The following is a 14,282-nucleotide window of genomic DNA, read 5'->3' on the forward strand; positions in this document are numbered from 1 at the left end:
GTCAGTCACATTGAACGAGTGTTCAAGAAAAGTATTGAACACTCGTTCAAGGTGCATTACTGTCCTTCCTATGACTTACGCCACACCAGCGCGGGAAGCCGCCCAAAGCACTGCACCCGAGGCAGCAGCCACCCTGTTCATCAACGGCGCGTGGGAACCGGCCGCATCCGGCGCTGTCCGCGAAATCCGCAACCCGGCCGACGGCGAACTGGTCGCCACGGTCACCGAAGCCGGCCGGGAAGACGCCGAACGGGCCATTGCGGCGGCTCGCGCCGCCTTCGATGCCGGCGTCTGGTCCTCGGTTCCCGCCCCGGAGCGCGGAACCTTCCTGTTGAAGGTGGCCGCCGGACTCCGCGAACGCCGGGAAAAATTCGCCCGCGCCGAGTCCCTGGACACCGGCAAGCGGATGGTCGAAAGCCGGATCGACATGGACGACGTCGCCGCCTGCTTCGAGTACTTCGGCAGGCTGGCCGGGCAGCAGGCGGGCCGGATCGTCGACGCCGGGAACGCCGCCGTGGTCAGCAGGATCGCCTACGAACCCGTGGGCGTCTGCGGCCTCATCACCCCGTGGAACTACCCCCTGCTCCAGGCGGCGTGGAAGATCGCGCCCGCGCTGGCCGCCGGGTGCACCTTCGTCCTCAAACCCTCCGAGCTGACCCCGTCCACTGCCATCCTGGCCATGCAGCTGCTGCAGGACCTCGGCCTGCCGGACGGCGTCGCCAACCTCGTCACCGGGGCCGGCGCTGAGGCGGGCGCGCCGCTCTCGGAACATCCCGACGTCGACCTCGTCTCCTTCACCGGCGGCCTGGAAACGGGCAAGCGGATCGCGGCGGCGGCCGCGGGCACCGTCAAGAAAGTGGCCCTGGAGCTGGGCGGCAAGAACCCCAACGTCATTTTCGCGGACGCGGACTTCGACGCCGCCGTGGACAATGCCCTGAACGGCGCCTTCGTCCACTCCGGGCAGGTCTGCTCCGCCGGGGCGCGGCTGGTGGTGGAGGAATCCATCGCCGAACGCTTCGTGGACGAGCTGGTGCGCCGTGCCCGGGAGATCCGGCTCGGCGGCCCGTTCGACGACGACGCCGAGACCGGCCCCCTGATTTCCGCCGCCCACCGCGACAAAGTCAGCGCCTACGTCCAGCGCGGCCTCCAGGAAGGCGCACGGCTCCGGACCGGCGGCGCGGCACCTTCCGGAGGGAAGTACGACGCCGGGTTCTACTACCAGCCCACCATCCTGGACCAGGTGCAGCGCGGCATGTCCGTGGTCACCGACGAGGCATTCGGCCCCGTGGTCACGGTCGAGACGTTCCGCACCGAGGACGAGGCCGTGGCCACCGCCAACGACACCATCTACGGGCTGGCCGGCGCGGTGTGGACCCAGGACGCCGGAAAGGCGCAGCGCGTCGCCGCCCGGCTGCGGCACGGCACCATCTGGATCAACGACTACCACCCCTACCTCCCGCAGGCCGAGTGGGGCGGCTTCGGCCAGTCCGGCGTGGGCCGCGAGCTGGGCCCCACCGGCCTGGCCGAGTACCAGGAAGCCAAGCACATCTACCAGAACACCAGCCCCCAGGTCACCGGCTGGTTCGCTGACCACGGCAAGGAGAACTAGATGCACTACGACAACATTGAGGACCTCACGGACCGCGGGTTCGACTACGTCGTCATCGGCGGCGGATCTGCCGGCGCCGCCGTCGCCGCCCGGCTGAGCGAAGATCCGGACGTGACCGTGGCCCTCGTGGAGGCCGGCCCGGATGACCGCAATATCCCGGAGATCCTGCAGCTGGACCGCTGGATGGAGCTGCTGGAATCCGGCTACGACTGGGACTACCCCATCGAACCGCAGGAAAACGGCAACTCCTTCATGCGCCACGCCCGCGCCAAGGTCATGGGCGGCTGCTCCAGCCACAACTCCTGCATCGCCTTCTGGGCACCGCGCGAGGACCTGGACGAATGGGAGTCCAAGTACGGCGCCACCGGCTGGAACGCCGCCAACGCATGGCCGCTGTACCAGCGGCTGGAAACCAATGAAGACGCCGGCCCGGACGCACCCCACCATGGGGACTCCGGACCCGTGCACCTGATGAACGTGCCCCCGGCGGATCCTGCCGGCGTCGCGCTCTTGGACGCCTGTGAGCAGGCGGGCATCCCCCGCGCGAAGTTCAACACGGGCACCACCGTGGTCAACGGTGCCAACTTTTTCCAGATCAACCGGCAGGCGGACGGCACCCGCGCCTCAAGCTCGGTTTCCTACATCCACCCCATCATCGACCGGCCCAACTTCACCCTGCTGACCGGCCTGCGCGCCCGCCAGCTCGTGTTCGATGCGGACAAGCGCTGCGTCGGCGTGGACGTGGTGGACGGAGCATTCGGCCGCACGCACCGGCTTACCGCGCACCAGGAAGTCGTCGTGTCCACCGGCGCGATCGACTCCCCCAAGCTGCTCATGCTCTCCGGCATCGGCCCTGCAGCACACCTGGCCCAGCACGGCATCGAGGTGCTGGTGGACTCCCCCGGCGTGGGCGAGCACCTGCAAGACCACCCGGAAGGCGTGGTGCAGTTCGAGGCCAGGCAGCCCATGGTGCAGGCCTCCACCCAGTGGTGGGAGATCGGCATCTTCACCCCCACCGAGGACGGCCTGGACCGCCCGGACCTGATGATGCACTACGGCTCGGTCCCGTTCGACATGAACACGCTGCGGCACGGCTACCCCACCACGGAGAACGGCTTCAGCCTGACCCCCAACGTCACCCACGCACGCTCCCGGGGCACCGTCCGGCTGCGCAGCCGCGACTTCCGCGACAAGCCCATGGTGGACCCGCGCTACTTCACCGATCCGGAGGGCCACGACATGCGCGTCATGGTGGCCGGCATCCGCAAGGCCCGCGAAATCGCCGCCCAGCCTGCCATGGCGGAGTGGACGGGCCGCGAACTCTCCCCCGGCATCGAGGCGCAGACCGATGAGGAGCTGCGGGACTACATCCGCAAGACCCACAACACCGTGTACCACCCGGTGGGCACCGTCCGCATGGGCGCAGCCGACGACGACATGTCCCCGCTGGACCCCGAGCTGCGGGTCAAGGGCGTCACCGGCCTCCGCGTCGCCGATGCGTCCGTCATGCCCGAACACGTCACCGTCAACCCCAACATCACCGTGATGATGATCGGCGAGCGCTGCGCCGATCTGATCCGGGCCGACCAAAGGGTCGCGGACCGCACGGTCGGAGATGCCAAGGAAGAGAAGGAGCTCACCACGTCCCTCGCCTGAGCGGCAGGACCTCAGGGGGCCGCCTTCCCAACGGCGGCGGCCCCCGCCAACGTCATTCCGCCGCACCCCAGGGCGGCCGGTCCCATCGTGCTTTCTGATCCAGGAGTCCATAGTGGAACCCAGCAAGAGTATTGATTCAAGCGGCATGGACGAATTCGGCTACACCCAGACCCTTGACCGGAGCATCGGCAAATTTGCCAGCTTCGCCGCAGGTGTCAGCTACATCTCCATCCTTACCGGTGTTTTCCAACTGTTCTATTTCGGTTTTTCCATGGCCGGCCCGGCGTACGCCTGGTCCTGGCCCATCGTGTTCGTCGGCCAGCTGATGGTGGCCCTGTGCTTTGCAGAACTGGCGGGCCGCTACCCGGTGGCCGGTTCCGTGTACAACTGGGCCAAGCGGCTCGCGTCGGGGACCTCGTCCTGGCTGGCCGGGTGGCTGCTGCTGCTCTCTTCCATCATGGCCTTGGGCTCGGTGGCCCTGGCCCTGCAGATCACCCTGCCGCAGCTCTGGTCCGGCTTCCAGTTCGTCGGTGACGGCACGGGCCCCTACGACTTCGCCATGAACGGCGTGGTGCTGGCCACCATCATGATCACCATCTCCACCCTCATCAACGCGTTCGGCGTGAAGCTGATGACCCGGATCAACAGCATCGGCGTGTTCGTGGAGCTCATCGCGGCCGTGCTGCTGATCCTTGCCCTGGGCTGGCATGTGGTGCGCGGCCCTGAGGTTTTCTTCCAGACCAACGGCTTCGGCGAGGGCAAGGACCTGGGTTTCTTCGGCGTGTTCCTGATCGGCGCCATGGCCTCCGGCTACGTCATGTACGGCTTCGACACCGCCAGCTCCCTTGGCGAGGAAACCAAGGACCCCAAGAAGACCGCTCCCAAGGCCATCCTGCGCGCCGTCACGGCATCGTTCCTGCTGGGCGGGGGAATCCTGCTGTTCGGCATCCTGGCCGCGCCGGACCTCACGGACCCGCAAATCGGCTCTCCCGACGGCGGCCTGCAGCACATCGTGCTCTCCGTCCTGGGCGGCCCGTTCGGCAAGGCCTTCCTGGCCTGCATCGTGGTGGCCGTGGTGGTGTGCACCCTGGCAGTGCATGCCGCCGCCATCCGGATGATGTTCGCCATGGCCCGGGACAACAACCTGCCGTTCAGCCGGCAGCTCAGCAAGGTGGATCCGGTCCGCAGGACCCCCACGGTCGCGGCGATCGTCATTGGCGTCCTGGCCGTCGTGCCCCTCCTGGTCAACGTCACGCAGCCGGCCATCTTCACCATCCTGTCCAGCATCAGCATCGTCCTGATCTACCTTTCCTACCTCCTGGTGACGGTTCCCCTGCTCCGCAAACGGTTCCTGAAGAAGTGGCCGCTGGCCGGGGATGGGTCCGAGCCCGGGTTCTCCATGGGCAAGTGGGGCCTTCCCGTGAACATCCTGGCGGTCCTGTGGGGCGGCGCCATGACGCTGAACCTGGTGTGGCCCCGCCCGGAGATCTACAACTCGGTGCCGCCGTTCGAGTGGTACCTGCAGTGGGGCGGCGTGATCTTCGTGGCCGCGGTGGTGGTTGGCGGGACCCTGCTCTACCGGCTGAAGATCCGCCACCAGACCGGCGTGCTGGCCGAACACGCCGCGGCGGTCTCCGCCCACCCGTCGTCCAACGACCCCCGCTACGACGCTCCCGAGGAAGCGGTGCCGGCCAACGCGGCCATGGCAACGGAAAGCTAGCAGCATCAAGACAGAACGGCCGACGACGGCGCCCACCCGGGTGCCGTCGTCGGCCTTTGCGCGGGGCTGGGTGCGCGCCGGGCCGAGACGTTGCGTCACACAAGGCGACAGCCTCCGGTTCCCGGCCCGGCACGCCCTACCCTTGACAGGTGACACTGACTAAGACCCGCACCGCCGCCGCGAGCTCCCTCGCCGCCGCCGGCCTCCTGCTGACCCTTGCCGCCTGCTCCACGCCGGCCGCCACCCAGTCCGCTCCCTCCGCATCCGCTTCCACCTCGGCATCGGCGAGCGCCTCTGCCTCCGCCGGGCCCTGCACCGGGGTGAAGGTAGTGGTGGATTCCGCCTCCCTGAAGCAGTCCGCCGCCGACACCTCCGCCTGCGTGCCCGCGGACGGACCCACCCTGGCATCGGACGTGCTGGGCAAGGCCAATGTGAAGATCGAGGGCACCGCCAAGTACCCCACGAGCTTCGCGTGCCGCGTCAACGGCGTGCCCGCTGCGGACTTCGACATCAAGCACAAGGGCGGCACCACCCGCGAAGCGTGCGATGACAAAAACACGGTCTCTTATTGGGCCCTCTGGGTGAAGCCCGCCGCCGGCACATGGGCCTACGCGCAGGAAGGCCTGGACACCCTCAAGCTCAGCCCCGGCGAGAGCCTTGAACTGCTCTACACCGTGGACAACGAACCGGCTGCACCCGCGTCATGACCTTCCGGCCCGCGCCGTTGCGCGCAGCAGCGGTTCTCGCTGCTGTGTTCATTGCGGCGCGGGTCCTCTACCGGGTCCTCTTTAACGGGGCGGGCATCGGGGCGCCGCTCCTGCTGGCCCTGCCGCCGCTGCGGCTTCCGGCTCCGTACGCCCACGTGGTGTTCCTGGGTCCGGTCACGGCGCCCGGTCTCTGGCAGGCAGTCCTGTCCGCGCTGCCCATCGCACTCACCATCCTGGGCTTCGGCCTGCTCAATGCGTGGGTGGATGTGTCCCGCGGCTTCGTCCGGCTGGCCCGGGGCGGCCCGCTGCAGGGCGTGGCCAGGATGCTGGTGGTGGCGTGGGCGGCGCTCCCGGCACTTGCCGACGCCGTGGGGTCCGTGCGACTGGCCTTCCGGTTGCGGGGCGAACGCTTTGGGCCGCGGGCCTTGGTGCCCGTCCTGGAGCGTACCCTCGAACATGCGGGCCGGGTTGCGGCGGCCCTGGAGCTGCGCGGCTTCGCGGGCCGGCCCGTACCGCCACCGGCCTCCGGAAGCGACGCGCCGCTGGTGGTCCGGGACGCGCTGTTCCGGGTGGGCGGGGCGCAGGTGCACGCGGCCGGGTTCGCGCCCGCCGGCGGATCCCTCACCGTGATCACCGGGCCCACGGGGTCCGGCAAGTCCACCGTCCTGCGCGGCATCGCCGGGTTGCTCTCCCACGTCGACGGCGGTGGCATCACCGGCACAGTGCAAGTGGCCGGCGTAGACCGCACTGGTGTACCGCCGCGGGACACCGCCCGCCTCATCGGCGTGGTCCTGCAGAATCCCCGCGCCGCCTTTGCCAGCACGCGGGTCTGGGACGAGATTGGCCTTGCCCTGGAACTGCGTGGCGTGGGCCGGCCGGCCGCCAAGGCCCGGGTGCTGGAGGTGGCGGAGCGGATCGGGGTTTCGCCGTTGCTGGACCGGGACCTCAGCACCCTCTCAGCAGGCGAGGCAACGCTGGTGGCCATCGCCGCCGCCGTCGTGGACCATCCCGTCCTGCTCCTGGTGGACGAGCCGCTGGCGGACCTGGATTCCAGCGCCCGGGCCCGCGTCACCGCCGTGCTCGGCAGCCTTGCGCACCACTCCGGCGTGTGTGTAATCGTGGCGGAGCACCGGGCGGAAGCGCTGGTCTCCGTCGCCGATTCCTGGTGGTCCTTTGAGAACGGCGCGCTGGTGCCGGGCACAGCCCCAACGCCCGCGCCCCCGCGTCCCCTTGTTGGTCCAGCCACGGAGCCGCCGGCCTCCGCACCCGTGCTGGCGGCCGTAAACCTGGCCGTGCACCGCGGCGGCACGCCCTTGGTGCGGGAGGCATCCGTGGCGCTGCACCCCGGCGAGATTGTGGCGCTGGTGGGCCCGAACGGTGCCGGCAAGTCCTCCCTCCTGGTGGCGCTGGCCCTCGGGGAGGGGACCAGCGATGCAAGGACGGACGACGGCGGCCGGGTGGCATTGGTGCCGGACGCCTCCGACGACCTCTTCACCAGGGACACCGTCGCCGCCGAGTTGAGGGCGGCGGAGCGGCGCCTGGCGCGCGGAAAGCAGGGTCAGGCTGCGGAGCCCGGCTTTGCGGCGTCCCGGTTGTCCGTCCTGCGGGGCACCGCCAGCATGCCCATCGGGCACGAGCATCCCCGGGACCTGTCCGCCGGCGAGCGCAGGATCCTTGCCATGACGTTGCAGACCATTGACCGGCCGCAGGTGCTCCTGATTGACGAGCCCACCCGCGGGCTGGATCCCGCGGCGCGGACGGCGGTGGCTGCGGCGTTGCGGGCGGCCGCGGATGACGGCGCCGCGGTCCTGTTCGCCACCCACGATCTGGAGTTTGCGCACCGGCTTGGCGTCCGGATCCTGCCGATGCGGGACGGGGTGGCGCCGGCCGCCGTGACAGCCGTGCCGGCCGAGTCAGTAGATGTCGCTGCTGCCGTTCCCGCGGCACTACCCGTGGCCTCGGCCCGGGCCGCCGGGCGCCGGCCTGACGTGCCTGCCGCGAAGCCGGCCCGCCGCCCCCGGATGCCGCGGGGCGCCGAGCTGGCCGTCCTGGCGGCAGCAAACCTGGTGGCCTTGGCGGCGTTCTGTTGGCCGCTGCTGACCGCGGCGCTGCCGCAGGATGCCGCTGCGGCCACCCCGTACGCGGCCCTGGCCATCGCACCCCTGGCGGCGGCCGCCGTCGTGGTGTCCTTGGACGGCTCGGTCCGCTCGGCACACACCGTGGCGCTGCTCGGCGTCCTCGCCGCGGTAGGTTCCGCGGTCCGGGTGGCGAGTACCGGCGTCGGCGGCGTGGAGGCCGTGTTCATCCTTCTGGTCCTGGCGGGCCGCGCGTTCGGTCCGCGGTTTGGCCTGCTCCTCGGCGCCGCCACCATCGCCGTCTCCAGCGTGCTGTGGGGCGGAATCGGGCCGTGGACACCGTTCCAGATGTTCGCCTGCGCCTGGGTGGGTGCGGGAGCCGGGCTGCTCCCCCGCCGGGTGCGCGGCAGGGCAGAGCTGTGGATGCTTGCCGGGTACGGCGTGGTGGCGTCCTATGTGTTCGGGCTGCTGCTCAACCTGTGGTTTTGGCCCTTCGCCGTGGGCAGCGGCACCGGGATTTCCTACGTGCCGGGCGCACCGCTGGGCACCAACCTCAGCAGCTTCCTGCTTTACTCACTGCTGACGTCGACGGCGGGCTGGGACACCCTGCGCGCCGTCACCACGGTCATCGGCATCGCCGTGGTGGGGCGGGCTGTTCTGGCCTCGCTCCGCCGGGTGAAGCCGGTGGCCGGTGCCGCCTCGGGCGCGGACGGCCACCGGGCCCATACACCGTCCCCACACGCCCGGGAACGGCGCCAGCTCACACCTTGACGCAGACAGGTTGCCTCCAGCCAACGAATTTGTGACACTGTTGTCCTCTGTTCCCCAGTGTTAGGCAATGTTTTGACGGGCATTTCAGGTTTCGCGACGCAATCCGCGCGCTGACACTTCCCTGATGCCCCAAGGGCCGGCAAGTTCAGCGCTTCACCCGCTGAAACCACCCGGAGCCCGATGCCGATCCACGGCTTTCTCCCTGCACTGATTTCCTGCCCCGCAGCATACGCCTGCCCATTCCCCGGGCCGCCGTGGCCGCCCACCGCCACGTCCCGTCCACCTTAGGACCCCCGCCTTACGGACCTGACCTTGGCGAACCGCGGCCCAGCCGCCCAACATTCCTGTTTTGGGAGCACCATGCCTGCAATAAAAAATCCATCCATTGTCCTCACGGACGTGCATTTCCGGTGGCCGGACGGCTCGCCGGCGTTGTCCGGGATCTCCGGCAGCTTCGGGCCCGGGAAAACCGGGCTCGTCGGAACGAATGGCTCCGGAAAGTCCACGCTGCTGCGACTCGTGGCGGGGACCCTCACACCGACGGCCGGCAGCATCACCACGGGAGCCGCCGTCGGCTACCTTCCACAGACCCTGACGCTGCACGACGATGCCACCCTGATGGAGCTGCTCGGGATCAAGGACAAAGTCAGTGCCCTGCGGGCTATCGAATCCGGCGACGCAGCGGTGGAGCACTTCGATGTGCTGGGCGACGACTGGGACATCGAGGCCCGCGCGGAGGAGGCGCTGGAGGGGATCGGCCTGACCGGCGTCGGACTGGACCGGCGCGTGGGCGAACTGTCCGGCGGGGAAGCCATGCTGGCCGCCATCTCCGGGCTCCGGATCCGGCGCACCCCCATCACCTTGCTGGACGAACCGACGAACAACCTGGACCGTCAGGCACGCTCGGCGCTCGGAGGGATGCTGGCTGACTGGCCGGGCAGCCTGGTGGTGGTCAGCCACGATCTGGCACTGCTGGAACTCATGGACAGCACGGCCGAACTGTATGAGGGAGGGCTCACGGTGTTCGGCGGCCCCTACAGCGAGTGGCAGGCGTACCTGGACAGCCAGCAAGCCGCAGCCGCGCAGGCAACCCGTGCCGCTGAGCAACTGGTGAAGAAGGAAAAGCGGCAAAAGCAGGAGGCCGAATCGAAGCTCGCCCAACGGGCCAGGACGGGCCAGGCCAGCTACGACAATAAGAAGGGATCCAAGATCCTGATGAACCAGCGGGCCTCTGATGCCCAGGTCTCAGCCGGACGAATGCGTTCCGGCATGGACGCCAAAGTGCAGGCCGCGCAAGCGGCCCTGGACGCCGCAGCAGCGAGGGTGCGGGACCAGGAGCGGATATCCCTGAACCTTCCCGACCCGGACGTTCCGCGCGGCCGGCGGATCGCGGAACTGCGGGGCACCAACCGCTCCTTCGTGGTGCAGGGCCCGGAGAAGGTGGCCATCACCGGACCCAACGGCGCCGGAAAGACCACACTGCTGGAACGCTTGATGGGCGGTGTCCCGTGCATCGAGGGCGAAGCCGGTGGAAGCCTGCTGACAGACCGCGCGGGCTACCTGCGTCAACGCCTCGACGGGCTGCGGGAACAGGCAACAACCCTCGAAAACGTGCAGGACGCCGCGCCGTACGTGCCTGCGGGCGATATCCGCAACCAGCTGGCCCGGTTCCTCCTCCGCGGCGACAGCGTGAACCGGCCAGTGCACACGCTCTCGGGCGGTGAGCGGTTCAGGGTTTCCCTGGCCCGGCTGCTTTTCGCCGACCCGCCGCCTCAAGTCCTGATCCTGGATGAGCCAACCAACAACCTGGACATCCGGAGCGTTGAGCAGCTGGTGGAGTCCCTCGGGGCCTACGGCGGCGCCGTCATCGTGGTCAGCCACGATGACGCCTTCCTGGACCGGTTGGACCTGGACCTCATCCTCGGCATGGGACGCGACGGGTCGTTGACGGAGCTGGCCTCGCTGCCTGGCACGGAATGACAAGAGCCCGGCGCCGGCAGCGCCGTCCCCAGGGCCGGCGCCAGCTCACACCTTGAAGTACTTGGCCTCCGGGTGGTGGAACACGAACGCATCGGTGGACTGTTCGGGGTGCAGCATCAGCTCGTCGCTGAGAACCACGCCCATACGCTCGGGCTTCAGCAGCTCGGTGACCTTGCGGCGGTCCTCCATGTCCGGGCAGGCGGGGTAGCCCAGGGAGAACCGGGCGCCGCGGTAGTCGAGCTTGAAATACCCTGCCGTGTCCTTGGGCTCCTCGGCCGCGAAGCCGAGCTCCTTGCGAATCCGGGCGTGCCAGAACTCAGCCAACGCCTCGGTGAGCTGCATGACCAGGCCATTGAGCTCGTAGTAGTCGCGGTACTGGTTGGCCGCGAACATCTTGGACGTGAACTCTTCGATCTTGGAGCCGGCGGTGACCAGCTGCACGGGCAGCACGTCGATCTGTCCGGATTCGCGGGACTTCACGAAGTCGGCCAGGCACAAATGCCGGTCGCGGCGCTGGCGCGGGAAATCGAACCGCAGGCGGTCGGTGCCGATGGGACCGCCCGAACCACCGTCCGGGGCGAGCAGGCCCGCCTGGCCCAGGACGCCGTCGGGATCCTCGCCGTGGTGCAGCACCACCACCTGTTCGCCTTCGGAGACCACGGGGAAGTAGCCGTAGGCTACCGACGCGTCCAGCATGCCCTCGCCCAGGATGCGGTCCAGCCAGTAGCGCAGGCGCGGGCGGCCTTCGCTCTCCACGAGTTCCTCGTAAGAGGCACCATCCTCGCCGCGGCCGGGCTTCAGGCCCCACTGCCCCATGAAGGTGGCGCGCTCGTCGAGGAAGGCGGAATAGTCGTGCAGCGAGACGCCGCGGACAATCCGGGTGCCCCAGAACGGCGGCGCGGGAACGGGGTTGTCGGTGGCGACGTCGGACCGGCCGGGCATGGCCTCGGGCTCGGTGATGGTGAACTTCGGGCCGCCCTTGTGGATGCGCTTCTTCAGCGGCGGCAGCCCCACGGAGTCCGGGTCCTCGCCCCGGGCCACGCGCACCAGCGGTTCCATGAGGGCAAGGCCCTCGAAGGCGTCCTTGGCGTACCGGACGGTGCCCTCGAACTGTTCGGCCAGGTCCTGCTCCACGTAGGCGCGGGTCAGGGCGGCGCCGCCCAGGATCACCGGCCACTTTTTGGCCAGGCCGCGGGTCTGCAGTTCGGCAAGGTTTTCCTTCATCACCACGGTGGATTTCACCAGCAGCCCGGACATGCCGATAACGTCCGCGTCGTGTTCCTCCGCGGCGGCGATGATCTCGGCGATGCCCTGCTTGATGCCGATGTTGACTACCTTGTAGCCGTTGTTGGTGAGGATGATGTCCACCAGGTTCTTGCCGATATCGTGGACGTCGCCGCGGACGGTGGCGATCACCATGGTGCCCTTGCCGGAGGAGTCGGCCTTTTCCATGTGCGGCTCGAGGAGCGCCACGGCGTTCTTCATGACCTCGGCGGACTGGAGCACGAACGGCAGCTGCATTTCGCCGGCGCCGAAGCGTTCGCCCACCACTTTCATGCCCTCAAGCAGGTGGTCGTTAATGATGCCGAGCGGGGTCATGCCTTCGCTGCGGGCCAGGTCCAGGTCCTGTTCCAGGCCTTTGCCTTCGCCGTCGATGATGCGCCGTTCCAGGCGGGCGCCCGTGGGCAGGGCGGCGAGTTCGGCGGCGCGCTGGTCCTTCAGCGCTGCGGTGTCGACGCCGGCGAAGAGGTCAAGCATGCTGGCGAGGGGGTCGTAGGTGGTGTTGCCGTCGGCGTCGTATTCGCGGCGGTCGTAGACGAGGTCCAGGGCCACCTTGCGCTGCTCCTCCGGGAGGGAGGCGAGCGGGACGATCTTGGCGGCGTCGATGATGCCGCTGGTCAGGCCGGCCTGGACGGCTTCGTGCAGGAACACGGAGTTCAGGACCATGCGGGCGGCCGGGTTGAGGCCGAAGGAGACGTTGGAGACGCCGAGCGTAGTGTTGATGCCGGGGTATTTGGCGGTGATCTGGCGGATGGCCTCGATGGTTTCGATGCCGTCGCGGCGGGTTTCCTCCTGGCCGGTGGCGACGGGGAAGGTGAGGCAGTCGACGATGATGTCCTCCACCCGCATGCCCCATTCGCCCACCAGGGCGTCCACCAGGCGGGAGGCGATGGCCACCTTGCCCTCGGTGGTGCGGGCCTGGCCCTCTTCGTTGATGGTCAGGGCGATCACGGCGGTGCCGTGTTCCTTGACCAGCGGCATGATGCGGGCGAAGCGGCTGTTGGGGCCGTCGCCGTCTTCGTAATTGACGGAGTTGACCACGGGGCGGCCGCCGATGAGTTCCAGGCCTGCCTGCAGCACCGGGGGTTCGGTGGAGTCGATGACCAGCGGGAGGGTGGAGGCGGAGGCGAAACGGCTGACAACCTCTTTGATATCGGCGACGCCGTCGCGGCCCACGTAGTCCACGCAGACGTCCAGCAGGTGGGCGCCGACGCGGATCTGCTCGCGGGCGATGTCCACACAGTCGTCCCAGCGTTCCTCGAGCATGGCCTGGCGGAAAGCCTTGGAGCCGTTGGCGTTGGTGCGCTCACCGATGGCCAGGTAGGCGGATTCCTGGTCAAAGTTCACGTGCTGGTACAGGGAGGCGACGCCGGCCTCGCGCTCGGTGGGGATTCGCGCCGGTGCGTTGCTTGCCTTGGCATTCACGGCTTTGGTGCGGAAGGGAGCAAGGCGTTCGACGACGGCGGCCATGTGTTCCGGCGTCGTACCGCAGCAGCCGCCCACCAGGCCCAGGCCGAATTCGCGCACGAATTGTTCGTGCGCGGTGGCGAGTTCGGTGGGGGTGAGCGGGTAGTGCGCGCCGTTGGCGCCAAGGATGGGCAGGCCGGCGTTGGGCATGCAGGCGATGGCGACGGAGGACTGCTTGGAGAGGTGGCGGAGGTGCTCGCTCATCTCGTCCGGGCCGGTGGCGCAGTTCAGGCCAATAGCGTCAACGCCGAGCGGTTCGAGGGCGGTGAGGGCGGCGCCGATTTCGGAGCCCATGAGCATGGTTCCGGTAGTTTCGACCGTCACCTCAACAAAGATGGGAAGCCGGATGCCGCGGTCCACGATGGCTTGCTTGCAGCCGTTGACGGCGGCCTTGGTCTGCAGGAGGTCCTGGCTGGTTTCGATGAGGAACGCGTCCGCACCGCCGTCGATGAGGCCCTCGGCCTGGAGGGCGAAGGTCTGCTTGAGGTAGTCGTAGCTGGTGTGGCCCAAGCTCGGGAGCTTGGTGCCCGGGCCCATGGAGCCGAGGACCCAGCGCATGCGGCCGTCTGTTGCTTCCGCGGCTTCGGCGCGTTCGCGGGCGATTCTGGCGCCTTTGCAGGCGAGTTCCTCGATGCGGTCATCGATGCCGTAGTCGGAGAGGTTGGACCAGTTGGCGCCGAAGGTGTTGGTTTCCACGGCGTCGATACCGGTGGCGAAGTAGGCGTCGTGGATGTCCGCGATGACGTCCGGGCGCGTGTCGTTGAGGATCTCGTTGCAGCCCTCGAGGTTCTGGAAGTCCGTTTCGAGCTGCAGGTCCCGGCCTTGCAGCATGGTGCCCATGGCGCCGTCGGCAATGACCACCCGGTGGTTCACGGCGTCCAGGAGTTCCTGGGCACGGGCGGGGCGGGGGACGGACTCGATGTCCAGTGCGAAACGAGGCATTTAATCAGGTTACGTGTGGGGGCGCCAACGTTGCGCTGTGTGTCCGGATGCTACGGCTGGGAGTGGTGGGCGCC

General features: G+C 68.7%; 7 protein-coding genes and 1 pseudogene. 7 read left to right on the forward strand and 1 reads right to left on the reverse strand.

Going from position 1 to position 14,282, the window contains the following annotated elements:
* Nucleotides 1-70 precede the first annotated feature (70 nt).
* The 7 genes and pseudogenes from QRM95_RS13005 (at nucleotide 71) to QRM95_RS21175 (ending at nucleotide 10,518) form a co-directional block, all read left to right on the forward strand.
* Complete coding sequence (locus QRM95_RS13005) at nucleotides 71-1,609, forward strand: aldehyde dehydrogenase family protein (protein WP_285247987.1); 1,539 nt, start codon at nucleotides 71-73, stop codon at nucleotides 1,607-1,609.
* Nucleotides 1,610-3,265, forward strand: a complete 1,656-nt coding sequence (locus QRM95_RS13010) for a GMC family oxidoreductase (RefSeq protein ID WP_285247988.1) — start codon at nucleotides 1,610-1,612, stop codon at nucleotides 3,263-3,265.
* 145 nt (nucleotides 3,266-3,410) lie between these two features.
* The gene (locus QRM95_RS13015) at nucleotides 3,411-4,985 is read left to right on the forward strand and encodes an APC family permease (protein WP_285248036.1); all 1,575 of its coding nucleotides are present in this window, start codon (nucleotides 3,411-3,413) and stop codon (nucleotides 4,983-4,985) included.
* A gap of 149 nt (nucleotides 4,986-5,134) precedes the next feature.
* Entirely contained in the window at nucleotides 5,135-5,692 is a 558-nt protein-coding gene (locus tag QRM95_RS13020; RefSeq protein ID WP_285247989.1) for a hypothetical protein, read from the forward strand.
* Complete coding sequence (locus tag QRM95_RS13025) at nucleotides 5,689-8,538, forward strand: ATP-binding cassette domain-containing protein (protein ID WP_285247990.1); 2,850 nt, start codon at nucleotides 5,689-5,691, stop codon at nucleotides 8,536-8,538. The genes QRM95_RS13020 and QRM95_RS13025 overlap by 4 nt, the downstream gene beginning before the upstream one ends.
* 360 nt (nucleotides 8,539-8,898) lie before the next feature.
* Nucleotides 8,899-9,408: pseudogene (locus tag QRM95_RS21170) on the forward strand (ATP-binding cassette domain-containing protein); the annotation flags it as partial.
* Nucleotides 9,409-9,807: 399 nt separating this feature from the next.
* Nucleotides 9,808-10,518, forward strand: coding sequence for an ATP-binding cassette domain-containing protein (locus QRM95_RS21175; RefSeq protein ID WP_502934964.1), 711 nt, complete (start codon nucleotides 9,808-9,810; stop codon nucleotides 10,516-10,518).
* Nucleotides 10,519-10,563: 45 nt separating this feature from the next.
* On the opposite strand, the gene metH is transcribed toward QRM95_RS21175, so the two are convergent.
* Nucleotides 10,564-14,208, reverse strand: a complete 3,645-nt coding sequence (gene metH / locus QRM95_RS13035) for a methionine synthase (protein ID WP_285247992.1) — start codon at nucleotides 14,206-14,208, stop codon at nucleotides 10,564-10,566.
* Between the last annotated feature and the right edge of the window lie 74 nt (nucleotides 14,209-14,282).

Origin of the sequence: Pseudarthrobacter sp. efr-133-R2A-89 (genome assembly GCF_030209315.1) — a bacterium.
Classification (GTDB): domain Bacteria; phylum Actinomycetota; class Actinomycetes; order Actinomycetales; family Micrococcaceae; genus Arthrobacter.

Bases quoted from the DNA above. Each gene is read 5' to 3' on its own strand.
- QRM95_RS13005 (WP_285247987.1), top strand. From the start codon at position 71: ATGACTTACGCCACACCAGCGCGGGAAGCCGCCCAAAGCACTGCACCC.
- QRM95_RS13010 (WP_285247988.1), top strand. From the start codon at position 1,610: ATGCACTACGACAACATTGAGGACCTCACGGACCGCGGGTTCGACTAC.
- QRM95_RS13015 (WP_285248036.1), top strand. From the start codon at position 3,411: ATGGACGAATTCGGCTACACCCAGACCCTTGACCGGAGCATCGGCAAA.
- QRM95_RS13025 (WP_285247990.1), top strand. From the start codon at position 5,689: ATGACCTTCCGGCCCGCGCCGTTGCGCGCAGCAGCGGTTCTCGCTGCT.
- QRM95_RS21175 (WP_502934964.1), top strand. From the start codon at position 9,808: ATGGACGCCAAAGTGCAGGCCGCGCAAGCGGCCCTGGACGCCGCAGCA.
- metH (WP_285247992.1), bottom strand. From the start codon at position 14,208: ATGCCTCGTTTCGCACTGGACATCGAGTCCGTCCCCCGCCCCGCCCGT.